Annotated in this window: 25 protein-coding genes and 4 pseudogenes; 14 read left to right on the top strand and 15 right to left on the bottom strand. The window is 66.7% G+C overall.

The annotated features are described in order from the left end of the window. The first annotated feature begins 14 nt into the window (after window positions 1-14). The gene (locus OG276_RS39845) at window positions 15-404 is read left to right on the top strand and encodes a DUF1330 domain-containing protein (protein ID WP_266914573.1); all 390 of its coding nucleotides are present in this window, start codon (window positions 15-17) and stop codon (window positions 402-404) included. Window positions 405-432: 28 nt separating this feature from the next. Here OG276_RS39845 and OG276_RS39850 read toward each other — a convergent pair whose 3' ends face one another. Further along, window positions 433-780: a hypothetical protein gene (locus tag OG276_RS39850; protein WP_266914575.1), complete on the bottom strand. Its 348-nt coding sequence runs from the start codon at window positions 778-780 to the stop codon at window positions 433-435. Window positions 781-1049: 269 nt separating this feature from the next. Between OG276_RS39850 and OG276_RS39855 the strand changes: the two genes are divergently transcribed. Next, window positions 1050-1268, top strand: coding sequence for a serine protease inhibitor (locus OG276_RS39855; RefSeq protein WP_266914577.1), 219 nt, complete (start codon window positions 1050-1052; stop codon window positions 1266-1268). A gap of 193 nt (window positions 1269-1461) precedes the next feature. On the opposite strand, the gene OG276_RS39860 is transcribed toward OG276_RS39855, so the two are convergent. Beyond that, window positions 1462-1698 (bottom strand): hypothetical protein, encoded by a 237-nt coding sequence (locus OG276_RS39860; protein WP_266914579.1) that lies wholly within the window; start codon window positions 1696-1698, stop codon window positions 1462-1464. Window positions 1699-1895: 197 nt separating this feature from the next. On the opposite strand from OG276_RS39860, the gene OG276_RS39865 reads away from it, so the two are divergent. Continuing rightward, a complete protein-coding gene (locus OG276_RS39865) occupies window positions 1896-2099 on the top strand; it encodes a cold-shock protein (protein WP_266914581.1) in 204 nt (67 codons plus the stop codon). 138 nt (window positions 2100-2237) lie between these two features. Here OG276_RS39865 and OG276_RS39870 read toward each other — a convergent pair whose 3' ends face one another. Continuing rightward, complete coding sequence (locus OG276_RS39870; RefSeq protein WP_266914583.1) at window positions 2238-2762, bottom strand: hypothetical protein; 525 nt, start codon at window positions 2760-2762, stop codon at window positions 2238-2240. Between the two features lie 274 nt (window positions 2763-3036). Between OG276_RS39870 and OG276_RS39875 the strand changes: the two genes are divergently transcribed. Then, window positions 3037-3345, top strand: coding sequence for a hypothetical protein (locus OG276_RS39875; RefSeq protein ID WP_266914585.1), 309 nt, complete (start codon window positions 3037-3039; stop codon window positions 3343-3345). A 15-nt stretch (window positions 3346-3360) separates the two neighbouring features. On the opposite strand, the pseudogene OG276_RS39880 reads toward OG276_RS39875, so the two are convergent. Beyond that, window positions 3361-4312 (bottom strand): annotated as a pseudogene (locus OG276_RS39880) (transposase); the annotation flags it as partial. Between the two features lie 536 nt (window positions 4313-4848). Next, window positions 4849-5073, bottom strand: coding sequence for a hypothetical protein (locus tag OG276_RS39885; protein WP_266914587.1), 225 nt, complete (start codon window positions 5071-5073; stop codon window positions 4849-4851). 65 nt (window positions 5074-5138) lie between these two features. On the opposite strand from OG276_RS39885, the gene OG276_RS39890 reads away from it, so the two are divergent. Beyond that, entirely contained in the window at window positions 5139-5510 is a 372-nt protein-coding gene (locus tag OG276_RS39890) for a hypothetical protein (protein WP_266914589.1), read from the top strand. Between the two features lie 73 nt (window positions 5511-5583). Here OG276_RS39890 and OG276_RS39895 read toward each other — a convergent pair whose 3' ends face one another. The 3 genes from OG276_RS39895 to OG276_RS39905 form a co-directional block, all read right to left on the bottom strand. Continuing rightward, on the bottom strand, window positions 5584-5871 hold the full coding sequence (locus tag OG276_RS39895) for a hypothetical protein (RefSeq protein WP_266914591.1): 288 nt from the start codon (window positions 5869-5871) through the stop codon (window positions 5584-5586). Between the two features lie 222 nt (window positions 5872-6093). Next, window positions 6094-6780 (bottom strand): hypothetical protein, encoded by a 687-nt coding sequence (locus tag OG276_RS39900; RefSeq protein ID WP_266914593.1) that lies wholly within the window; start codon window positions 6778-6780, stop codon window positions 6094-6096. A 512-nt stretch (window positions 6781-7292) separates the two neighbouring features. Beyond that, the gene (locus OG276_RS39905; RefSeq protein ID WP_266914595.1) at window positions 7293-7502 is read right to left on the bottom strand and encodes a hypothetical protein; all 210 of its coding nucleotides are present in this window, start codon (window positions 7500-7502) and stop codon (window positions 7293-7295) included. A 124-nt stretch (window positions 7503-7626) separates the two neighbouring features. Between OG276_RS39905 and OG276_RS39910 the strand changes: the two genes are divergently transcribed. Then, window positions 7627-8286 carry a helix-turn-helix transcriptional regulator gene (locus OG276_RS39910; protein WP_266914597.1) on the top strand — a complete coding sequence of 220 codons (660 nt, stop codon included), beginning with the start codon at window positions 7627-7629 and terminating at the stop codon, window positions 8284-8286. Beyond that, on the top strand, window positions 8283-9371 hold the full coding sequence (locus OG276_RS39915) for an integrase (RefSeq protein ID WP_266914599.1): 1089 nt from the start codon (window positions 8283-8285) through the stop codon (window positions 9369-9371). Before OG276_RS39910 ends, OG276_RS39915 begins: the two co-directional genes overlap by 4 nt. Window positions 9372-9401: 30 nt before the next feature. Here the strand turns inward: OG276_RS39915 and OG276_RS39920 are convergent, their stop codons facing one another. The 4 genes from OG276_RS39920 to OG276_RS39935 all read right to left on the bottom strand — a co-directional run bounded on the left by OG276_RS39920 (window position 9402) and on the right by OG276_RS39935 (window position 12828). After that, window positions 9402-9572: a hypothetical protein gene (locus OG276_RS39920; protein WP_266914601.1), complete on the bottom strand. Its 171-nt coding sequence runs from the start codon at window positions 9570-9572 to the stop codon at window positions 9402-9404. Window positions 9573-9705: 133 nt separating this feature from the next. Further along, a complete protein-coding gene (locus OG276_RS39925; RefSeq protein ID WP_266914603.1) occupies window positions 9706-10671 on the bottom strand; it encodes a helix-turn-helix transcriptional regulator in 966 nt (321 codons plus the stop codon). A gap of 9 nt (window positions 10672-10680) precedes the next feature. Next, on the bottom strand, window positions 10681-10926 hold the full coding sequence (locus OG276_RS39930; RefSeq protein WP_266914605.1) for a hypothetical protein: 246 nt from the start codon (window positions 10924-10926) through the stop codon (window positions 10681-10683). Between the two features lie 1107 nt (window positions 10927-12033). Then, window positions 12034-12828: a hypothetical protein gene (locus tag OG276_RS39935; RefSeq protein WP_266914607.1), complete on the bottom strand. Its 795-nt coding sequence runs from the start codon at window positions 12826-12828 to the stop codon at window positions 12034-12036. Window positions 12829-13883: 1055 nt separating this feature from the next. Here OG276_RS39935 and OG276_RS39940 point away from each other — a divergent pair. Then, window positions 13884-15566, top strand: a complete 1683-nt coding sequence (locus OG276_RS39940) for an IS1182 family transposase (RefSeq protein WP_266914609.1) — start codon at window positions 13884-13886, stop codon at window positions 15564-15566. A gap of 28 nt (window positions 15567-15594) precedes the next feature. Here OG276_RS39940 and OG276_RS39945 read toward each other — a convergent pair whose 3' ends face one another. Both OG276_RS39945 and OG276_RS39950 read right to left on the bottom strand, forming a co-directional pair. Continuing rightward, window positions 15595-16080: a hypothetical protein gene (locus tag OG276_RS39945; RefSeq protein ID WP_266914611.1), complete on the bottom strand. Its 486-nt coding sequence runs from the start codon at window positions 16078-16080 to the stop codon at window positions 15595-15597. A 147-nt stretch (window positions 16081-16227) separates the two neighbouring features. Beyond that, window positions 16228-16341, bottom strand: a pseudogene (locus OG276_RS39950) (GNAT family N-acetyltransferase); the annotation flags it as partial. 898 nt (window positions 16342-17239) lie between these two features. Between OG276_RS39950 and OG276_RS39955 the strand changes: the two are divergent. The 6 genes and pseudogenes from OG276_RS39955 (at window position 17240) to OG276_RS39985 (ending at window position 21310) form a co-directional block, all read left to right on the top strand. Then, window positions 17240-18385 (top strand): amidase domain-containing protein, encoded by a 1146-nt coding sequence (locus tag OG276_RS39955; protein WP_266914613.1) that lies wholly within the window; start codon window positions 17240-17242, stop codon window positions 18383-18385. Between the two features lie 16 nt (window positions 18386-18401). Further along, window positions 18402-18824 carry a hypothetical protein gene (locus tag OG276_RS39960; RefSeq protein WP_266914615.1) on the top strand — a complete coding sequence of 141 codons (423 nt, stop codon included), beginning with the start codon at window positions 18402-18404 and terminating at the stop codon, window positions 18822-18824. A 185-nt stretch (window positions 18825-19009) separates the two neighbouring features. Next, window positions 19010-19165, top strand: a complete 156-nt coding sequence (locus tag OG276_RS39965) for a hypothetical protein (protein ID WP_266914617.1) — start codon at window positions 19010-19012, stop codon at window positions 19163-19165. 179 nt (window positions 19166-19344) lie between these two features. Further along, window positions 19345-19455 (top strand): annotated as a pseudogene (locus OG276_RS39970) (Ku protein); the annotation flags it as partial. Between the two features lie 157 nt (window positions 19456-19612). Further along, the gene (locus OG276_RS39975) at window positions 19613-20116 is read left to right on the top strand and encodes a hypothetical protein (protein WP_266914619.1); all 504 of its coding nucleotides are present in this window, start codon (window positions 19613-19615) and stop codon (window positions 20114-20116) included. Window positions 20117-20624: 508 nt separating this feature from the next. Continuing rightward, window positions 20625-21310: pseudogene (locus tag OG276_RS39985) on the top strand (transposase family protein). A 56-nt stretch (window positions 21311-21366) separates the two neighbouring features. Here the strand turns inward: OG276_RS39985 and OG276_RS39990 are convergent. After that, window positions 21367-22041, bottom strand: coding sequence for an HNH endonuclease signature motif containing protein (locus OG276_RS39990; RefSeq protein WP_266914621.1), 675 nt, complete (start codon window positions 22039-22041; stop codon window positions 21367-21369). Window positions 22042-23211: the final 1170 nt, after the last annotated feature.

Here is a 23211-nt window from a genome sequence, read left to right on the forward strand (position 1 = left end):
GAAGGAGCCCCGTGGTGTCCGCATACGGCTTCGCACATCTCCGCAGCCGCCGGAATCACTCCGACATCATCGAGTACCTGGAGCGCATCCAGGCAACCCTCGACCCCTTCACGGGACGCTTCGTCATCCACGGTCCGCCGGCCGAAGTCGTGGAGGGTACGTGGCCCGGCAGCATGGTGCTGATCGAGTTCCCCAGCCTGGCCGAAGCCCGTGCCTGGTACGACTCTCCCGCCTACCAGGCCATCCTGAGTCTGCGCACCGACCACATAGAGGGCGACGTGCTGCTCATCCAGGGCGTAGGACCCGACTACGATCCGGCCGAGCGGGCTCGCACGTTGCGAACAGAAGCCGGTCCTCCGTTGGCCGGCCGCTCAGCGGCGAGAACACAGGAGCGCTCGCCATGAGACCACGGCTGCGCCTCCTGGGCCCGCGCTACGTGTGCCGGACCACCTCATAGACCGTCTGGGAAACGGGCGCCGGGTGCGGGTCCTTGTTCCATCCGATCTCCTCGGCGCGCTTCTCGATCGCCTTGTATGCAGCGTGAGCTGCGGCTTCGTCCTCGAAGAACGCGACAGACAGCCCGTTGCCAGTAGCAGGATCGACGAGGTGATACCCGCCATGGACACCGGGCACCGCGGCGGCAGCATCCAGCACCCAGTCCCGGTCGTCAGTCGGCATCGGTTCCCACACGGCCACCCTCGCGATCACCGCTGCCTCCGTCTCGCTCGTCCAGGCCTCCAGGATGAAGCAGCTTCGGTGGTAAGACTCGATCGCTGTCACGGGACACGCCGTGCACCCCCTGAGCGGGCTGTCCCTCAGGGGTGCTCCTTGCTGGCGGCCTGAAGATCCCCATAGGAGCCATCCGGGCCGCAAAACTGCAGGGGAGCGACCAGACCCGCCCAACGAGCCGGCCCCCGATACCCCCCCCCGTGAAACGGGGTCACCTCCCATGCTCCGCGCGGGCCCCCGGAACCTGCTCCGCAGGCCCGCTCCGATGGAGTGCGGCGGAACCAGCGGGCGACCGGTAGCGTCGAGTGGGGCCCGAGGCGATGACCACCCTGGAGGAGACGATGGACGAGAAGAGCGAGTGGCCCGAGCTGACGGGCACGTCGGCGGAGGAGGCCCGAGAGCACATCCGGGCGGAGTTCCCGGAGATCGCGGTCCATGTGGTGCCAGAGGGCAGCATGGTGACGATGGACTTCAACGAGCGCCGGGTGAGGCTCTTCGTGAAGGACGGCAGGGTAGCCAGACCGCCCAGACGCGGCTAGCCACCACTGCGACCCTGCCCTGCGGAGCAGGCCGTTCAGGTGGAGCGGAAGCGCAACCCGAACCGTCCGACGGGTCGCGCGCCTGTTCCTCTGCGGACCGTGAGGCGAGGGCTGTCCAGGCCGACGCCGACGCCGACGCCGAGGATCGGATCGACCGGACCATGGTGAGCGTGGTCTCCACCTCCTGCCGTGCTCATCGCATCAGCACGCGGGGGCGGACGTTCACCCACTGGACCTCCTGCACAGCCTTCAGCTTCTCCACGAACGCCGTGGGGACCGCCCCTTTCGAGTACGGCTTGCCGGCGTCCAGCCACCCGACGTTCAGGCGGGTGTAGGCCGGGCGGTACCAGAGTGCGTAGAAGCCCGACTCCCTGTCCGTGAACGCATCCTCGGCCCGGTAGTCGTACTCGCTGAGATCCTCGTAGAACACAGCCACATCATCGCCGCACCGATCCGTCGAGCCCGCGCAATTCCACGAGCCCTCCCCTTCTCCGCCGGTCTCCGGGCCAGGCTGGGTGGGGGAGCGGAGCGAACCCCGCCTCGGAGTTTCGCATGGGGTCCCTTGGGGAGGATGTGCCTGCTGCTGGGCTCGGTCGGAGTTCCCGGGGCGCTGGAAAAGGGGTGGGCATGGCTCAGGGGATCGTGAAGTGGTTCAACGGGGAGAAGGGGTTCGGGTTCATTTCTCCGGACGAGGGGGGCGAGGACGTCTTCGTACACTTCAGCGCGATCCAGGGGTCGGGTTTCCGGAACCTGGAAGAGAATCAGCGGGTCGAGTTCGAGGTCACGCAAGGGCAGCGTGGACTACAGGCCGACAAGGTACGAGCCCTCTGACCCCTTCCGGCTGCCCGCGTGAGCGGAGCGGATGCCCTAAGAGGTTGATCTCCGCAGGCTAGCTCTGCCCGGCGCCGGCGCCGGGCACGGGGCGGCTGGCAGGGACCTCCGTGAGGCAAGTACGACAGGGCGGAGACGTCACGGCCGGTCGTATCGGCACCGGCCGTCCAGCAGTACGCACGTGAGGCACCGGTGCGTGCGGACACCATGCTCGTCGGCGGGAAAGGGACAACGACGGTCCGCCGTCCTCAGCTCGTCCAGGTAGTACGACGGTTTCGGCCCGGGCTCGGCGCGGTAGCTGCGGCAGGCGCAGGCGCTTTCGTTGGAGGAGCCCTTGACGTGCCTGCACTTGAGAAGCATGTAGTGCTCACCGCGACTGTGGCCGCAGATGGTGCAGGGCGGCCAGGGCTTGGTGCGGTACTGACCGCAGTTGCAGTACGTCTCGTTCCTGTAGCCGACCCAGTCACCGCCGCCGTCGTAGATGTCCCCCGAGGCCGAAACCCGCTCGGAGCAGCGACCCCGGTGCTCACTGTGGCCGCAGGTCGCACAGCTCGGTCCTCGCGGTGGGGTGTCTCTGGTGTCCGTCAGCTCCGGGAAGGGTGAGCCGGTCCGCCAGATGGCGACCACGGCCACGACCCCGCCCGCCAGGATGATGATTCCCATCAGACCGATGATGGTCTGCGCCGACATGAGTGCCCCCGTGTGACTGGTATCCCCGACACCATCAGAACAGCATGGAGTGGCCGGCAGAAGACGTTCGTCCCTCACTTCGAACCACGTACCTCATGAGGCGTGCGCCTGGCTGTTGGCAGGGCACGGTCGGCCGAGGGAGTGGAGTGGCAGGCCCGCGCGTCCGGGATGGCCTGATACGTGTTCACTATCAATAATTGGGGGCAGTCGGATGGCACTGGAGTTTCGTCATATGTGAGGAGTTGCCGTGACCAGCTTTGTCATTACGGTCCCCGGTACGTTCGTGTCGGACGTTGCTGATTCCGTGCCCTCTGTCGTCGAAAGGAAGTTGGCATCGCGGCATACGGAGGTCAGCGAGAACGAGGGGCTGCGCCTCCTCACCCTGAATGACGACGGCACTTTCTCCATCCGACTTGAGGTTGAAGCCCCGGACAAGTACGAGGCGGAGCTCGACGCCATGCGGATCGTCACCGCAGTACTGAAGGAGGCGGGCCTTTCAGAGTCTGACGCCCCGCTCGGCCCGCCGGCCGTGACCGGCATCGACAGCGGCCTGTGATCCCTTGTTCACCCCGCCACTGGGCAGTTTCGCGACCGACAGGCGGATCACAGTGCCCTCGATGATCGGCAGCGGGCCCTCGTGGTCGATCCACGCCGCCCTTCGGGTCAAGCGGGGGTGGAGCCGGACCCATGCCTGCGCGGTCGCCGTCCCGTACCGGTCGGTGTTGGTGACGGTCACCGCGCTGGCTTCGCCCCACGTGGCCGGGGCACCGAAGACGAACTCACCGCCGTGCTTGGGCGGGCGGCCGCCCTGCGGCGGGCAGATCCACGGCACCGGAACGGGCTTGCGCATCACCCGGTCCGAGCGGAGCCTGCCCAGAACTTCCACGGGCAGGTCTGCCAGGAGGTGGGCGATGCGGGGAGCGTCGTAACCCGCGTCCAGCACGACCAAGACCTCCGGGTCCCCCTCCCGCCACTGGCTGGCGTTGGACGAGGTCGCGGACTTGGCCAGCGGTGACCGCGGCCAAGTCGGCGCCGGGTTCCAGCCGGATCGCGTCCAGCAGTGCGGTCCACGAGGTCCGGCCGGTCTCCAGCGCGGCGACGATCGAGGACGGCCAGCCGGGCACCATCTGGTGCTTGCCCAGGCCCCGGCCAAAGGTATGGCAGAAGGAGCGGTCCGAGGAGGTGTCGGCGTCCGGCCGCAGCCACGGGGATACGTCGACCGCCAGCACCAGCCGACCGTCGCCGGCTCGGGGAAGCGGGACACCGGTCAGTGCTCGCCGCAGCCGGGCGACGTCGATCCGGTCGTGGTTGATTGCGGAGTACAAGGCTCCGTGCCCGCGCCGATGCTCGGGAGCGAGCGCCAGGTCCACGAGGGTACGGACTGGACCGTCGGTACACAGCAAGGCGTCGCACAACTCGAACAGGGCGTCGCTCCGGACGGTCAGACACGCGTACAACTCCGAGCGGAACCCAGCCACCACCGTCAAGGCGTCTCGTTCAACCTCCTGCTCGACCCGTCCCACGATCCCGGCCTCCGTAGTGCGCTGGCGCTCAGCACAGGATCGACCCGCGGCCCCTCACACGGCTGGTGAACTGGGAAAACACCAAACAAGTTCGACCCTCGTTCGACGCCGGACCATAAACGACAAGGTAAGAGCCTGTTTTCGAAGGTCTGATCAGAGTTTTCCCAGGTCGGGAATCGAACGGGGTTGTACTCAGAGGCCGTCGGTGAGCCGGATCGAGGTGGTGAGAGGGCCAGTCCGGCGGCCGGGGCCGAGAGCAGGACCAGGGCGGGACGGCGGGGAGGGCGAAAGGGCTGACGGGGCGTCCTGGGGCGTGTCAGAGTGGGAGTTGAGCCGGTTTCTGGCGGAGTCCGGTCGGTGCTGTTCCGGAAGAACGGCTTCAGTGCCCGATGGGGCCGCGGGGCTCGGGTCGTCCGGCCCGGCGGGAGTTCCGTTGGGTGATGCGCCTGGTCATGAGGGTGATCGCGGCCCAGGTGATCAGCGATTCGGCCCAGTTCTCGTATAGATGCCGTCAGGTGGCGTGTAGCGCTGAGTGACTACGCGGAGCTGTGGTCGCCTTGTCGAAGAGCGGCGAAGTCGTCGTACGCCGCCTCGACGGCCTCGGGGTACGCCGGGGCCTCCTCGTGCTCGGCGATCGCCTGGTAGATGCTGACGACGCTGGGGATCTGCCCCTTGCGCTTGCCGGTGGGGATGATCAGATCAGGCTGGATCTGCTCGACGGACTCGCCGCGCGCCTTGCGCCGTAGCACTGTGTGCGGCATGTCGTGGTGATGACTGGGGGTCGACCAGCTCGGTCACATGCTGTGGCGCCGCGGGGAGCCACAGCATGAGCAACGGAATGCCCTTCGGGCAGGGAACTCTCCTCGGCAAGGAGCTGGGCGGCCAGGCGCCGGCCAGCCCGGGAACGAAGGAGAAGATCCCGGCATACGTCAGTCCGGACACCATGAACCGGCTGCGCAACGCCGTGGTCGCGCTCCAGCGGATCGTCGATGTGGACGCCGACGTCCCGGTGTCACTGTCCGCGTACGTGGAGGCCGGCGTCCTGGAGAAGCTGCGCAAGGACGAACGCGAGTACAACAGAGGGGCGCTGTTCCCGCAGCGCCGCAACAAATACCTCAAGAGCAGCTCGCCGGTGACGAAGCAGCCGGCCGCAGTCAGCATGGGGTCTACCCAATCCCTGCGTAGACGTCTTATATAAAAGAAAAAGTGTGGGAGTGCCGGAATTCACATGGCACTCCCACACTTTTTGATACCCCTACTGTGACGGATTCTTAGACGGAACCGTCGGCGACCGCCAGCTTCCAGGATGCAGCACCAGACAACTTTACTGACACAGCCTGCGGCTGCTTGTCGGTAATCTGCTCAGCAGCGTTCTCTACGCCGTCGCAGGGACGACTGATCCACTTCTGCCCGCTGACCTCAAGGGACATCTCCCCGGTACCCGAGCATACGAAGTGCACCGTGTACGACGCATTTGGCGGAGTAAAGACCGGGAGATCCACCCCAGCCTCGCCAACCGTCTCCTTGATGAGAAGCTTCTTCCCTTTGGCTTGCTCCAATTTCAGAGCAGAGCCTGGGCTCCGGGTCGCGCTAGGCGCCGATGAGCCGGCAGATGAGCCCGGTGATGCTTCCCCCCCACCAGGCTCCGACTCGGCCGTGCATCCTGTGACCAAGGCGAGCAGGAGCCCACCGGCAGCCACCAACGATCTCGATCTCACTGTCTCCCCATCACCGCTAGGTTCCCCGCTCGCGGCGGGTGGAACGCGACGCTACAGGTCAGGCTAGTAGTACACGCTCCAGTTGGTGCGGTACGGGGCATACGCGGTGTAGTACGTCTTGGTCCCGTAGGAGCAGTTGCTGTACTGGTAGGCAGTCCATCCGGAAACGTTCTCCTTCCAGTTGCCAAAGTCTCCCTTGAGCGTGGAGCGCGCATTCACCGTGCCCGAGACCTCCTCGCCGATCTCCGCGGTCATGGACTTCTCGACGCTGCCGTTGACCTCAGCCCCGATCTTGGCGAAGATCCCTGCCTTCAATTCGGCCGAAACCGTGATGGAGAGGCCCCAGGTCGTCGTCCCGCCCGACTTCGACGTGAACTTAAAGTTCTGGTTGCTGCTGGTGCTGTTGGTTACGGACGTGCGGTACTTCACGTCAAGGGTGTTGGGAGTGTTGCTCGAGATGACCGCACGCGTCCCGGGCGAGCAGTACTCGGCCATGGGCTGCGGGTCCAGCGGATTGACGGGAGCCGCGCCCGCAGCTCCCATCGACAGAACGGTAGCGGCCAGCGCGCCCGCGGCCACAGCAGTTGCCCTCTTGAAATGCATTTTGCCCCCCTGGTCGGGTAATTCCCTTTGCGTCTGCGTTACGTCGATGAAGTTACCGATAGATAAGGGGATCCGCGAGGGAACTGCTGAAAGCTTGAGGTTTACCTGAGGCGGCAATTCGACCCAAACCGCAGGCAGGTCGCACATATTTGGCACACTGATTCCACCACTCGGAAATGCTGAACTCGATATTCCGGTTTTTCGCTCATTTTGATCTTGGCTTAATTCTGCATTCTGGCCGAAAGGTGACCAATTCCTGGGAGTGGTGGCTAATGTCGGCACGTTCCCGAGGCGGGCAAGCGGCGCGGGTTGGACCTGAGCTGGTGGCCCGTCTTCGGCGCCGAACTGACTCCAACCGCCGAGCCGTCGGTGCGTCCTGGCAGCTGGCGATAGGGCGTCGGTCAGAGTCCGCCACCTCGATGCCCGACGCGCACCTGAATCGGCTGGGATGGCAATCAGAAGATCGACAGGTCCATCCGGCCAGCTTCCCCGAAACCGCGGCCGGATGGGGTATCGCGTCGGATAAGCTCTCCTTATCCGACGCGACAAACCCGGACACCGGGAAGGGGGTTGGGCGGGATGAGCGGACATCGCGAAGGGCGCCGGACGGTGCGGTCCGACGCCCTCGTTGTTCGGGCCGCGCCTTTGGCGCCGACCGGTCAGGCGAGCAGGGTCAGCTTCTCCAGGATCTGGAAGACGATCGGCACGGACACCCCGCCCGCCGCGCCGGCGGCCAGCAGGGCTTGCCCCGGTGGAATGCCCAGCGGGGCGGAGCGTGAGACGTGGTACACCCCGAACGCCACCAGCAGGCAGATGGCGAGCGCGAACATGACCCAGCCGGTCTCGGCGGATGTGGCGGCAAGGAACATCGGAACCCCCAGGCAGGACAACGGCGTGACGGTCCGCCGGCATAGCGGGCCATCTATTGTTTCTCAGTGTAGAGACGACCGAGAAACAATGCGAACATTGCTGTTCAAGGAGGCGTAGAGACCCATGGCCGGACGTCCGATGAACCCCCTTCCGCCCGGGACCCCCAAGGAAGTCGCTGAACTGGTGCTGCTCATGCGGGAGCTGCTCAGGCATCACGGAAACCCGTCCTTCGCCGAGTTGGCCGAGCGCTCCGGACTCGGCAAGTCGACGATCTCGCACGCCCTCGGCGGGCAGCGGCTCCCCAACCGGCACACCATGGAGGAGCTCCTCAAGGCCATCGCAGGACCAGACGGGCTGTCAGGCTCGGAGCGGAGGGATTTCCTGGAGAGGTGGTACCGGGCTCAGGACCGGATGGTGCACGGTGAACGGCAGGCCCAGCCCGTCGTCCCGCCGCCGACCGCGGACACCGCAGCAGACGGGGTGATGGTCGAGGGCGACAGGATCTGGCTCGTCCAGGCCAAGCACCGTTCACCCGCCGGTCCCGAGGAAGCCGAGGGAACCAGGGTCTGGGTGTTCAACGCCGACGAGCACCAGGCAGCGGCCGCCGAAGTCGCCGCCGCCACACGCGCGCTCAACGCGGCGATGGACCGACTGGAACACGCGACTGCCGAAGTGGCCGAGGCGCGGGCTGTACTGCGCGAGGCCACCGAACGGGCCGGATCGACCCTGCGGGACACAGAGGCCGCCCTCCGGAGCGCCGACGACACCCGGACCGAAGGGTGACGGTCCAGGCCACGGACGCGGCGGGCGGCGCCGACGAACTTCTTCCCGCGTCCGAGCGTCTGCTGCTCATCGAGCAGTGGGCACGACGCCATGGCATCGCCGCCGCGCAGCGCCTGGCCGAGGCCGAGGACCTGGCCGACGCGGTCGCCGCCGCCATCGTCCCGGACAACACGGTGGACACGTACGCCAAGTCGTGGCGGGTGTGGACCCGGTTCTGCGCGGACGCCGGCCTGCCCGAGCGGGAGGGATCCCGCGGCGCGCTGGTCGCCTTCGTGGCCTGGATGCTGCGCGAGGGCCAGCAGAACGGGAACGGGTACGCGCCGAGCTCCGCCGACACCCACCTCGCCGCCGTCGTCATCGGCCTGCGCCAGCGCGGTGCCGCGGTCAGCGGCGACGACCAGGCCGAGGCCCGCAAGGCACTGGCCGGACTCGAGGTCCAGCTCCTGCAGGCCGGAGAGCGGCGCGGCCGCGGACAGGCGGTCGGCGCCGACATCGACGGCCTGTACGCCATCGCACGTTCCTGCCCCGACACCCTCACCGGTGACCGGGACAAGGCCCTGGTTCTCACCGGCTTCCACTACGCCTCACGTTCCCAGGACCCGGCCGGCCTCCAGAGCGGCGACGTCACCCTCCACCCGCGCGGCCTGGCCATCGCAGTCCTCACCGGCAAGACCAAGCACTCCGTCCGCAACGCCAAGATCCCCTACGCCGCCGACCCGGAGATCTGCCCGGTCCGCGCCTACATCGCCTACCGCGACCGCCTACTCTCCGAGCACGGCCCCCGCTGGGCCGATCCGTCCACTCCCGCCTTCGTCGGCATCGACCAGCACGGCCACCTCACCGGCGGCCTCGTCCCCGACAGCGTCACTCGCGCTATCAAACGCATCTCCCGGCGGGCCGGAGTACCGATCTCCTGGACCGGCCACTCCCTGCGCATCGGGCTCGCCTCCACCAGCAGGCGGAAGGGCAAGGACACCATCGCCGTCGCCGACCAGGGCGGCTGGGCCCGCCACTCCCGTTCCATGCTCGGCTATATGCAGGTCGAGGACGGGTGGGACGACAACGCCTCCGCTGGCCTCACCTGACCAAATCCGACCGCGCGACCTCCGCATGGATCACACCCTGACGTGTCCGGCAACCCCATCCCTTACCCCGCTCGCCTGGCGGAAGGCGGCAATCGCGGCCTGAAGCGTCTCCCTCTGCATGTGGACAGTCTCTACGGAGGGGACGTTCTTGACTCTGCGGCGGTCCTGCGCGAAGCCGGTGATCTCGTCGACGACGGGCATCGGCTTTCGCCATATGGGGTGTCGATGCCCCCGTACCCGGGACCACATGGTCACGGGCTTCGTACGCGGGTCTTGCTGGCACCCGGTGTGGTGGGGGGAGCATCCGGTGGTCGGATACTCCCCCCACGGTATTTCAGAGGGCCGCGTCCACTGCTGCATTCACAGCCGCGCTCACAGCCGCGGTTCCAGCTGTGCTGGTGAGGCCTTTGAGTAGTGCGGTCAGCCACTGCCCGGAGCGGCGGGTGCGCTTGGTCCGGGTGCGGGCCGGTGTGCTGGCGGCCGGCGCGGTGGCCGGCTCCGGGGCGTGCGGCTTCGGCTTCTCCTTCTCGGTGGTTGCGGGGCGGATGCCGGGGACCGGTACCGGTATCAGTACGGGGCCGGTCTCGGGGCGGGGCGCCGGCAGGGCGATGACGGTGGCCAGGGTGGTCTTGGTGTGGTGGAGGTCCTCCTCGAGCGCGGTAAGGCGCTGGTGCATGTTGTGGTTGGCGGTGCCGTTGCGGGAGGCCTCGATGCGGTCCCACGCCGCGAGCCAGCGCATGACCTCGGACTCCTTGGTCACCCCGCAGGCCCGCACGAAGTAGGCCAGCAGGTCGCGGCGGCACTGGCGGGTGCCGTTGAGGACGGCGCCGAGCGTGCTGCGCGGCAGCATGGTGACGTCCTCCGGGTTGGCCCGGGCCCGGTCCTCCAGTTCACGCAGGGACGGCTTCCCGGCCTGGACGCGCAGTTCTCGCATCGCGTGGAGGAGCTCGGCGGGCTCGGCGATGTACTGGGGCGCCATCGCCGGCCGCCGTAGTACGCCGGCTTTGCCCGGGGCCTTGAGGGAGGCGGCCTTGGTCCACAGCCGCCTGGCCTCGGTGATGCTGCCGCCGCACGCCTTGGTGTAGGCCTCGACGACGCGCCACGCCGGGACGCTGGGCCGCTGCCCGGAGGCGGGGGCCAGCTCGGCGCGATAGAGGGTGCTGCGGGAGGTGGGCAGACCCACCTGTTCGGTTCGCTCCGCCACCTGGCTGATGGTGTGGCCCGAGGCCTGTCGCAGTGACAGCAGCCACTGCGACAGGCCTCGGGTGTGCTCAGCCAGGGCGCTTTTGTCGCGCCCCACCGCGGTCTCCTAGGAGGCCTGGCGACGAGCGGCGGTGAGCGTGTCGACCAGTCGGCGGACCAGCTCGATGGCGAGCAGGCCTCCGACGGCGAGAACGGTGATGACGGTGTCCACCGGCATCCCGTAGATGGTGAGTGCGGCGGCGAGGAGGATGACGATGACCACGATGATCGTGGCGGGCACCGGAACCAGGGTTCCGGTGCTCGTCGTCGGAGCCTCCACGCACGCGGCTGCGAGCGCGGTCTTCTTCTTCAACGGATTCTCCCGAAGAGGTCTAGTTACCACTCGACAGGTCCACCAGATGACCGCCGGCCTTGCAGGACCGAAAGTCGTAGACCTCCTCACAGCGTTCAGGACCCCTCATATGCCCGTCTACCAACGCAGGAAGCCCCATTCCACTTTGTCCCACTGGAAGTTGAGACGGCATCAGCGCCAACCCCGCAGACCAGCCGCCCCGCACCCGGGCCCGTCCTCGCCGCTGTATGCCGGCGGTGTCCCACGTGCTGAGGCCAAGGGAGCTTGTCCCGCCGCTCTGGAACCCGCATCGTCGGGTCGTCAGCCCGAACGGTCGGGCCGCCTCAGGGGGGAGAGAAGGCGATGCATGTCATGACCCGGAACGAATGGCCACTGCTGCAGTCGCTCGTCTTCCTGTGTGCCGGCTTCCTGCACGTCAGGACTCCTGCCCCGCCCGTAGGCTCCGCGCCGGTCTCGAGCCCGGCCGCCCGGCCGTGGCTCGGGCTGCCCCGCGCGGCTCCCAGCTGATTCCCGGCGCCGATCCCCCGAGCCTGCACGCCAGGCCGGTCCGGAACGCGGGGAGACCATGCCCGCCTTCCCCGGGGGAGCTCCCGGCCGCGGGTTTCCTGCCGCCGGTGTATCCGGGAGGACTCCCGGGCCACGTCCACATGCCTGCAGGTCAGGCATAGGTCGCAGACGTGGCGAACCATGTCCGCTTCCACGGGGCGGAACTCTCAGACGCGGTCTCCCCGGGCCGTTGCCACTCGACACCAACAGGGGAAATAGGTCGGAACTCGTTGCAGCGAGCCTGACCCCGGGTGCAGCCCTCGGCTGCACCCTGAGCTTGAAAGACCGGAGAAGACCACAGGCCCGCTGACCTGGTCCGATCCGAAAGAGCGGAAGGACGGGCGAGGGAGAGAAGCCTCCCAGCCTGGTCGCAGGAACGGCCCTGGCACTACGCGACAACCGGATGGGTGTTCTGTGTCCCGGTGGCCGAAGCCACACTGAAACGGGGCCGGCCAAGCCCCGCCCCACTTTTTCACCGGCCGCCCCCACGCGCGTGAAGCACCCGCGCACCGTGGGGGCGGTCGGCTTGCGGCCCCAGCCGGGCGGACGCCGGCGCCTGCATCAGTCCGGCTGGCGGTCATCGGAGCGCAGAAGAGTCCGGCTGGCGGCGACCAGTTCACCCAGCGCAGCTTCGTAGGCTCTGTTTGCCTGGGACCGTAGGGGTCTCAGCGCAGGGAGAGTGCCGTCGATCTGAAGCATCACCCGCTGCACGTCGCTTAGGCCAGGCACCTCGCTCAGGGCCGTGGCCAGGGCAGCCGAGAGTTCTACCTTCCGTGCAGGGGAATCGCTCTCCTGCACCCGCTGCCGCAGCTCCCTCAGCGCCACAAGCGCGCGAACACAGGCCTCTTCGCGGTCAGTGGCATTCCGGTGTCCACGACCGAGGAGCTCGTACTCGACACGAGCCGCGACGCCTCGGGCACTGAGCACTCTCAGCGCGCTGAGGGACTTGATCACCGCGGCGGTCAGTTCGACGATCTCGCTGGGTGCAATGAGCTGGAGTTCGGCCTGCTTGATCCTCACCGCCTTCCCAGCCGCCTGCCCACTCGCCTCGCTGGCGGCCTGGGTGGTGGGATCACTCGGCAGGAACACTGCATTTGCTGCGTCCGCGCACTGTTGAGCCTCGTAGACAAACGCGGCGATCTCTCTGCGCCTGTCGGTATGGAGAGTCGCGAGATGCTGTGCCTCGGCGGTGATACGGGAAGCCTGCACAGCCGCAGAGGCTTGTGCGAGTCCTCCGCGGACCTGGATCCAGCCGGAGAGGAGGCTTCCGAGGAAGCCTCCCAAGATGGAGATCAGAGCAGCGAAAACTGCGGCTGCCTCGGGTTCGGCCTTGATGAAGTCGATGATGCGATCCACCCCGGTCATCCTGCCGCTCCGCCGCTCAGGCGAGGCCTGGAACAGCAGAACCGCATGCCAGCTGCTGGACCATCCTGACGGTCCGCTAGTACATGCCTGCGTCATCCTTGGAACTGGAGTGATCCAGGCCCGATGGCAGCATCTGGCTACCCAGCGGTCCAACCGCACCGCCTGACGAACCTTCCGGGTCATGAGGCGCAAAATTCCTAGCGCAACCGCGATCAATTCCGCTAGCCAAAATTAGTAGGATTGAGCGCGCTGTATTGCGTGGAGTGGAGCTCGCCTTGACGACCACGAAGCGGCGGGCATGGGGGGCTCTTGGTGAAGGCCGGTGGGTGCTGGGGGCTTCGCCGCCCCCAGACCCCTGCGCAGGTCGGCATCGTCCGGCGCGGACAGGTCTCGTCCTACTGCGGCGCCGTCCGCGCCGAACGACACCGCCCACCTGGACCGGTGGTACGGGCCGGAGGGCGGCTTGCCCCGAGCCCGTGGTTAAGGGGCCCAGGGGGCCCCTCTACGACGCGCCCGGCGACGTCGAGCCGCCCGGCCACAGGGCCCGTCGGCCTCGTGGCTGCATCAGCGCCTGGTCCTCGTCGATGGGCTCCTCTAGGCCGTCGGCTCCAGCCCGTTCTGCTGGCAGCAGGCACTGCGGAGTGGTGTCGGGACTCGTGGATATTCCGGTCACCGGACCGTGCCTCAGTGGGCGACGTGTGGTGCTCATACGAAGAGTTTGTGGGCTGGGCGTGGGAGCTGTTACTGCCTGAGGCTGTCGGGAATCTTGGAAATGGCGTGGTCGCGAGGTGGTTAGACGGCGCCGGCTACATAAGTGTTCCCTCATGTCAGCGGCTTGATGGTGCCCCGTGCAGTGAGTCTGGCGACTGTGTCCGTGGTCTGTGACCGTTCTGCGAACGGATCGTTCGTGGTGATTGTGGCCAGTGCGGTAAGTGTGGCTGGCGGGATCCTGCGGTTCACTCGTTCGTGGCCGCTCCCGCAAGAACCACCCCTTGCGCAGGGGCTCCCGGTGGGACGGTGATGCCTCCGGCCTTGGGAGGACTCTGATGTGTGTGCACCCCCGTTCGGGTTCGGTGATCCCTGAGCTGACCGTGCGGGTGGCCCGCGCCAGTAACCCCCGTGGAACCACCGCGATGGCGATCCGCGACCATCTCGAGGGTCTCTGGAGCGACGAGGACTTCGAGCAGTGGTATCCGCAGGACGGCCGGCCCGGCCTGTCGCCTGCCCAGCTGGCCACGGTGTCGGTGCTGCAGTTCCTCCTGGAGCTGTCGGACCGCCAGGCTGCAGCGTCGGTGCGGTGCCGGATCGACTTCAAGTACGCGCTCGGCATGGAGCTGGAGGACCCGGGCTTTCACCACAGTGTGCTCGCCGACTTCCGCGAACGTCTGTCTAAGGACAGCCGGGCCGACAAGCTCCTCGGGCTCGCGTTGGAGAAGATCAAAGCCGTCGGTCTGATCCGTGAGCGCGGGCGCCAGCGCACCGACTCCACCCACGTCCTGGCCGCCGTCCGAGACCTGACCCGCCTGGAGCTGGTGACCGAGGCGATGCGCGCCGCGTTGGAGGAGCTCGCCCGCCGGGCGCCACACGAGCTGGTTGGCGTGGTTACCCAGGATTGGGGCCGGCGCTATGGCCGCGCGGCCCGGCTCGGCCGGAACCCCTCACGGCCCAAGGGCCGGGTCAAGGAGACCGGTGACGACGTTCACCTGCTCCTGCGCTACGTGGACGGCTACCTGCCCGCGCTCCGCGACGGTGAGCAGGTCCAGGCCCTGCGTCAGATCTTTCTGCAGAACTACTGGATCGACGCCCAGGAACGGCTGTGGTGGCGCGAGACGGACACGGCCGGGCTGCCGTCCTCCGCCGTCGCCATTGTCTCGCCCTACGACACTGCCGCCCGCTTCGCGCGCCGCGGTGAGACCCGCTGGAAGGGCTTCCTGGCCCACGTCACCGAGACCTGCGACCACGACGCGGTGAACGTGATCACCGACGTGACCACCACCAAGGCCGCGGTCCAAGACTCCAGGTCCCTGCCGGTGATCCTCGCGCAGCTGGACCGGCGGGAGCTGCTGCCGGCCGAGCACTTCGTCGACCAGGGCTACACCTCCGTCACACTCAAGCAGCACGTCGCCCGCGACTTCGGCGTCGGCCTGGTCGGCCCGGTCCGGGCCAGGACCACCTGGCAGTCTCGCAGGGGCAATGTCTTCCGCCGCGACGCCTTCGTCATCGACTGGGACGCCAAGCAGGTCACCTGCCCGCAGGGCAAGAAGAACCAGCGGTGGGTGACACCTCCATCCGTAGCGCCCTACATCCAGGTCAGGTTCGCCAAGAGCGACTGCGGCCCGTGCCCGATCAAGACGGCCTGCACCAAGGGCGATCTTCGGGCGCTGACCTTCCTTCCTCGCGAACTCCACGATCTCCAGTCCGAGTCGCGGACTGAGCAACAGACCCAGGAATGGTTGTCGCGGTACTCGCTGCGCGCTGGCATCGAGAGCACCATCAACGAGTTCGTCAACGGTCACGGCATGCGCCAGTGCCGCTACCGCAGCGAAGAGAAGGCCCACGTCCAGCCTGTGCTGACCGCGATCGCGGTCAAACTCGAACGTATCGCAGCCCACCTTCCACCCGCCCCGGAGAGCCAACCCCGCACCCCGACCGCCCTGCAGGACTTCCTCGACCGGCAGGGCGTCCCCCGCCCGAGGTCCTGGCGCGTCGCCACCCACCCCAACGGCTGACTGGGTTCCTGACAGGGGCAGGCAGCAACTACGCGAGTTCCAGCGGGTGGATTCCCGGGTTCCACTCCGGCAGCCAGTCTGTCCCGATCTCGCCGGCGAGAGCCTGGTGGAACCAGTCGCTGAACCCCAGGGTGGTGTCGTGCCAGTCTGCCCACGCTCGGCGGAAGGCGGACACAGTCCAGGAGCCGTCGTCCTGCGGCACGAGGAAGAGCTGGTCACCTTCGATCGTGTTCCCCCAGACCAGGGCCCCGCCAGGGGACGGGAGCACAAGGTGCGGGACAGTGCGCGACTCCTCCAGGAGCCGTCCCATTCCGTCGGCGTATTGCTTCAGATTGCGAGCTCCGCAGAAGTAGATGTACTCCGAGATCGACGTGTCCCCATACGCGCCAGCCACCTCCACGAAGTCCGCGGGGAACTCGACCGACCAGTCCCGGGCGATCGCCTCGATCAGCTCTCCTTCGCCGCTCCGCACCGGCGCCCCCAGGAGCCGTGCGAACTCGCCAACTGCCTTCATTCCCGTCCCCCGCCTCACACCAGTACTACGGACATGATCCCTGACCTCTGCTGAACAACGTCAGGAGCCCCAAGCCACCACTTACGAATGCCCGCCCAACGGGCCCGGACCAGAAACACGCGCCAAGATTCCCGACAGCGTCAGGCAGTAACGCAGCACATGGGCGCTGCTGTGCAGCGCGTAGAGCGGCGCCGCGTCGGCGTCGGTGAACGGCCGCAGCCGCAGCCGGGCGGTTTGCAACTCGGGGGTGGGTAATGGCATGCGGAGCATCCTGCCGCGTCACGCTCGCCCCCGCCCATCCGTTTTCCGCATGGTCGGGGACGCGTACGTCCCCGGTGACGCCGGACTCACCGCACGGGCGGTGAGTCCGCACCACCGTGCCGGCACGGTGAGCAAACGGCGGGCCGTACTGGCGCACCCCCGGGACGCCGACCAGCCTCGTCCTACACCGAGCCCCGAACAGATCGAGGTACACCGTCCACTGCACCGGACCAGCCGGCATCACCGACGGCGCGCTCGCTGATCCCCCGCCCTCGTCCGGGCCGGACCTCGCGTCCTAATTTCAGCCACGGCCAGAAATTCAGCCAAGGTCAAGATTCTCGATAAACCGGAATATCAAATTCATCATCCCAGGTGGTGAGATCCGCGTGCCAAGTGTGCGGGGCCTACCTGCGATTTGGGTCGAATTGCCACCTCAGGTTTACCTCAAATCTTCACTGGTTCCTCGCAGTTCGCCCCCTTCCTCGGTAACTTCACTCACGTATTGCCTGCTCAAAGGCGCTAGCCGCGGGATTATCGTTCGACCTACGAGTCCCACGGCAGCGGTCGCCGACCAGGTCCGGCCCAAGGGCAGCGCCACCCACGGCTGCCCGGGCCTGCGCCAGATGCACATCGGGCGCTACCGGGTCCCATACGGGATCACCGAGGCCGCCATCACCATCGTGGCGATCCGCATCGGCTGCGGTGCCGGTTCCGCTCGTATCGGCCGATTGACCCGGGGCGCGCACGACGGGCCAAATCCGCCACGGCTATCGGGCCGGTGGCCGAAATGATTTCCGCGGCGGCGGGAGCGGCCGTACAGCTTTGAACAGATCATTCGATGTATCCCAGGGGGGATCTTTTGCGCAGAACCGGAGTTTCCGCACGCGCTGCCAGCGCCGTGACACTGGCGCTGGCCTCACTCTCGCTCGGCATAGCCGCGCCTGCCTCGCAGGCGGCGGAGACCGCGCTGCCGACCGCAGATAAGAGCCAGCTGGCGCAGATCGCCGACGCCTACCTCCAGCGCCGAGCCGACGCCGTCACCCTCTCGCGAACCCAGACTCTGCGTGCCCCGGCACCTCTTGCGCTGACCGCGCAGGCGGCCGACGTACTCGGAGGCGAGATCACCGCACTGCAGGCCAACGCTACGAAGCTGGAAAAGCGCTGGAGCGGATTCAGCCGTGCCGAAGTGACCGTCATTCCCGGCAAGGGCACGGTCAGCGGTGACACCGCGACGCTGGCGGTCGAGGAGGAAACCCGCCTGTACTTCCCCGACACCAAGCCGGGGGACGCCATCACGCACACCTCGTACCTCCTCCCTCACACGCTGACGTTCAAGCGTGCCGCGGGCGGCGCGTGGAAGCTCGCGGACGATAAGACGTCCGTCGACAGCTCGGGGCCCGCGGCGCCCACGCAGCTTGAGGGTCCCGCCACGATGAGCGAGGCGGACCCGGTCGACGAGATCCTGCCCGCTCCCGTAGACGAGGGCCCCAAGCCTCCGCCCAGCAGCGACGAGCCCGGCGGCGACGCACCGCTGAGGGAAAAGACGTTGGACGGGCCCCTGGCCGGATACAACTACACCGCGATGGTCAACTACGCGAAGAAGTACGGCCTCCGCGGCAACACCGGCTTGCGCACCTATGGGCAGGACTGCACCAACTTCATCTCGCAGGCGGTTTATGCCGGCGGCTGGACGCAGAAGCCGGGCAGCATGTCGGAGCGCGGAGACACCCGGAAGTGGTGGTACGGCAACTACACCTACACGACCAGCTACAGCTGGGCCGGCGCGGAGAACTGGTACTGGTTCGGCCGGAACTCTGGCAGGACCAAGCACGTCCCCAGCGTCTGGGACCTGTTCCCGTCCGACGTACTCCAGGCTGACTGGGGTCCGAACCCCAACGGCAACATCAACCACACGATGATGGTCACGGGCCGGCAGGGAGGCATGCTCTACCTGACCTACCACACCCCCAACTCTGTCGACGTTCCCCTCAGCTACCTTCGAGCCAAGTACCCCAACACATGGTGGTACACCCACCGCACCTGACCCGAAGGGCGGACCCATGAAGAGGGCCCTCGCGCTACTGGCAGTGCCTGTCCTGTGCGCAGCGCTCGCCGCCTGTTCTTCTGATGACAAGGTCGGCAGGAGCGAGAAGCAGACTGCGGAGAAGTACATCGCCGCGCTCAACGCCCGGGACCCTCAGGGGCTCATCGACCTGGATCAGCAGACGCCGGGCAAGACTGGGGTGAAAGAGCACGCCGACAAGCTGATAACGGAGAGCGGCGGCCGCGGCATCAAGATCTCGGACATCAACGTGATCAAGGAGTTCGAGCCGACCCTCGCGAGCGTGACCATCACCGGCACCGACGGCACCGGCAAACCGTTCGACACGGTCATCCTGATGAACAAGAAGGACGGCGACTGGTTCATCGGCCTCGGCGCGCTCCCCGTCAAGGGCACACCGAAGCCCACCGCCGGCTTCTGAGAGGGCGCTCGGTACGGCTCATCGAGACCTCCGCCAAAGGCACCGCCTTCGAAGCGCCGGACGAATCTCGCCGGAAAGCCGCCGCTCAAGCTCAACCTCACCGTTCCCCGCCTCCCGGAATCCCGGGAGGCGGGGAACCCTGCACTCACGAAGAAGAGGCGTCGGCGTGCGGGTGCAGCACCTGAATGCGGACCCCCACCGTGCACTGCCGGTACGTCGGTGAGCGGGTGACCGCCAAGCACCGGTGGGCGCCCGCCGTGGACCAGGCGGAGCGTGAGGCGCTGCTGCGGTATGCGGCCGGCTGCCAGAACGCGGTGCTGGCCTTCGACCGGGCCTCCTGACGGCCGACCGGCACGCAGCTTGCCCTTGGATGCACGTCGGCGCGGTGCCCTCTACCGGATTCGGTAGAGGGCACCGCGCTCGTGTAGGGCTCCAGGGCAGGGCGATGGCGGGCGGCGTCGGAGTGTCTTCCGCTTCCCACCCCGTCACTATTGAGGCGCCTTGTCCGCCGACATCGGTCCTCGACGCGCTCCCGCTGCCGACCGCGAAGGCCATCGAGATCGTGGCGTTCGTCCCCGCCGCCTCGATCGACCCGATCCAGATCGGCGCCTCCTACTACCTGGCCGCCGAAGTATGACGGGCCATTGGTGTGGTGCGTGGTCTGGTTCTGTGACCTGCGGGTGTTCAGATTGCTTGGCGTCTCGGCGAGGAGCAGCGCGCCCTCGGATCGGGGTGGGGGCTTGATTCCCAAGTCTATCCAGACTTCAGAATAAAGCAGGAGCGTGCTCATGGTGGAGCCTTGGCCGATGCGGCCTTCGGGCTCGGGGGCCATCGGCCCGAGAGGCACCGCCAACGTTCGGTTTCCTTGGGTGGAGGAGGATGTGTTCATGGGAGATTCCGCGCGTTTCCGATTGCTTTCTGCCGGCGAGGCTGGCCAGGTCTTCGAGGGCCTGTCTGCGGGTGGGGCGAGGGTTGTCGAAGTCGACACGAAGGGGGCCAGGGACGGAGAGTCGATCGTGCACGCCTTCAGCGAGCTGATTGAGATGGATCCTCCGTTGTCGGGCCGCTGGCATCAGGATGCGTTTTCCGACTCCCTCTGTGGAGGTCTTCACAATCTGGAGGAGAGGCGTGTTGTGCTCGCGCTGCGCGGGGATTTCTGGGTGAAGGAACGGTTCGGGGCGGTGGCCGAGACCTTGGAGATCTTGGGAGAGGTTGCGGACACGCTGGCGGAGGAACGGTTCACTGGTGGTGCGCCGACCGAGTTGGTCCTCTTTGTCGTTGAGACGAACTGAGCCGGGAGCCTGAGTGACCGAGTTCCCCGACAAACCGTGGACTCCTGCGCATCGGGCGGTGGAGTCGGGTGACCATGCCGAGCTGCCCCGTCTCCTCGATTCGGGTGTGGACCCGGTAGAGGTCTGCTGTGGGATGACACTCCTGCTCTACGCGATTGATGTGGAGGGGGATGGGGCACTCCAGTCGGGCGGGTCGCTCGACTGGGCGCTCTGCGATCCTGCTGGCCTATGGAGCCGATCCCACCGCAACATCTGACGGTGAGACTCCGCGCGAGTTGGCGGTCTCCTATAACCACGACATGGCAGTCAGGCTCCTGGATCGGAATAGAGCAGCCCTCGTGGCTCCTGCTGACCGCCCGCGGAGCGGGCTGTGGTCCTGGAGGCGGAGCCGGAAGGCTTGAGGGTGGGAGCGAAGCGGACACCCAACGGGCCGTAGGCTCGGACCCCGTGAAACGGGGCGCCTCCTAAAGGTTGTTGCAGAACGTCTGTGATAGGGCATTCCTGTTGTATCGGTGGGGTGTTGCGGGTTGAGTCGGTGTGGGTGGAGTCGTTCACGGGCTTGCGGATCGAGCGGTTCGCGAAGCTGGTGAAAGTGGTGCGGGAGCGGGGCGGGAACGGGCCCGGCGGTGGCCGTCCGTGGTGCCTGCCACTGCCTGACCGGGTGCTGCTGGTGGCGGTGCACTACCGCACGAACCTGACCATGCGGCAGCTCGCTCCGCTCTTCGGGATCTCCCCGGCCACGGTCTGCCGGGTCATCCAGCGCCTGCGGCCCTTGCTGGCGCTGGAGCTGGCCCCGCGGCCAGTCGCAGACGTGGAACGGTTGTGGATCGTGGACGGAACCCTGATCCCCGTCCGCGACCGCACGGTTGGTGCCTCCTCAAGGAACTACCGGTTCTCGGCGAACGTGCAGGTCATCATCGATGCGGACAGCCGTCTGGTCGTCGCGAGCGCCCGCCCGGCGCCTACCTGGGCACCGGCCTGATCGTCCCGCACCGCAGAAGGCCAGGACGTCCCCTCCTGCGCGGCCAGGAAGAGGACTATGCCGAGCACCGCCGGGTGCGGGCCCGCGTCGAGCACACCTTCGCCCGGATGAAGAACTGGAAGATCCTCCGCGACTGCCGCCAGAAGGGCGACGGCCTCCACCACGCCATCCAGGCCGTCGCCACCATGCACAACGGCGCTATGACCCGGTGAAACAGCAGGCCAAACACCACCCAGACCTGCCCAAGCTGAACCTTCTGCAACAACATTTAGAAGCGTTGCAGCGCCTTCTTGTGGGCTTCTTTCGCCACCCGCTTGAAGAGTCTACGTAGCTCTTCCTTGCGGCTTCCGTAGGTTTTCATCGCGTGACAGTTGGGGCAGAGAGCGATCATGTTCTTCGGGTAATCCCGCCCTCCAAGGGCGAGATCCATGATGTGGTCGACCTGAAGTATCGCTCTGCCGTCGGGTGTTTTATCCGAGGGCATCCCACCGCAGTCAGGGTTTTCGCATTTGTCCTGGGCTCGGGCCCGTACTGCTTCGACGGCCTGCGGGTCCCGGTACACCTCGACAATGGTGCGCTCCACCGTCCGCCCATCCCGTTCGGATGCCTTCAGTTTTGCGCACACATGCCGATACCGGTCACCGTCACGTGCCTCCTCCGCCACGAGGATGTCGGGTGACTGGCTCTGGTTCCCAGCACACTCCAGACACCAGGCATTTCGGGGTCCGCGCCGCAGCGGCCGCTCGGCGATCAGATTGGAACCGTACTCACAGACCGTGCGGTGGATGGTGCATGCCAGTCCGTATTCCAAGGGGCTCACAGACCGGCCACGCCGGACCACTTCCGCGGCGTCCCTCGGCTTGCTGTACAGGAGGTCCCAGCCCTCAACGCAAGAAGGCCCCACCGCCGACTTGCGCTTGATTCCGTCACTGTCGATCTCCATGGCATCTGTCACAGCCCAGAAAACTACGTGCCCCAAACCTGACGCTCCATCCCCCGCCCAGCCTGTGGACAGCAAGCCATGCTCGGAAGGACTGAGGGTGGGAGCGAAGCGAACACCCAACGGGCCGTGGGCTCGGGACCCCGTGAAACGGGGTCGCCTGGGAGGCCGTGGGTCCGCGAAGCGGGCCGTTCATGGAGGGCGGCGGAGCCAGAACCAGTCCGGAGCGAAGGACTCCTGGCCGAAGGCCGGCTATTTGAGTCGGCTGTCTAGCATCATGGAGTGATCGATTTTTCTGGGTTGTCTTCTGCGGATTTTCTGGCGGCACCCAAGGCATGGGGCCCAGGAATTACCTGGCACTGGGAGGCAGCACAGTTGAGCTCTCCTCTGCTGGGACTACATTTGACCTGAGTTCTTTTTCCAGAAATTTTGAAAGGTATGCACTGCTGGTGTTCTTGTGGGCCCCTAAATTGCTGACCCCTCTGGCAGCCGGGAGAAACAGGCTCCTGTGCCTGGGCTGGAAAAGTGGGCGGCAACCTTCTGAGAACATCTTCTCAGCCCACACAAACAAAACCTTGAGAAAACGCCCGGGGCTGCTGGGAAGGAGAGCCCCACGTCCTGCCTTCTTCCCTCAGCTCTGCCCCTGGCGGTGACCACCCCGTCTCTCTGCCCGGCCAGGCCCCCGGCAGCACTGGAGGGACGCGCCGCACGGCCTGGGCCTGAAGGCACCCTCCATCTGGCTGCCCGCTGCACTCCCCGGCCCCGGCCACCCGGCGCCTGCTGTGCACCTGTAACCTTCCTGCGGCCCCTGCTGAAGCTTCCAGGATCTGGTGGAAACAGAAGGACCTGCCAGGAGATGAAGAGCAGCGGGCTCCTGGGCCCAGGCTTCCCACAGGCCAGCGTGCTCTGTGTCTCAGCTGAATCCCTCCATGCTGGCAGCAGGCCTCTCTCTCTGAGCTCTTCTTTGCTCTCCCCTGGCATCTCAGTGGGAGGCCTGTGGACTCAGACCTGATCTCCTTCCTCTGAAGACAGAGATTTCTCAGCATGGCAGGCAGAAGCCCTTGGTCCCCTCCAGAAACAGGCCTGAGAAACCATTCTCAAAAGGCTTCATTCTGCTTTAAAACTGAAGAGCTTCCAATTCAGATCTCTGAAAGCATACTGTTTGTTTCAGTG

It is taken from the genome of Streptomyces sp. NBC_00086 (assembly GCF_026343255.1).
Classification (GTDB): Bacteria; Actinomycetota; Actinomycetes; order Streptomycetales; family Streptomycetaceae; genus Streptomyces.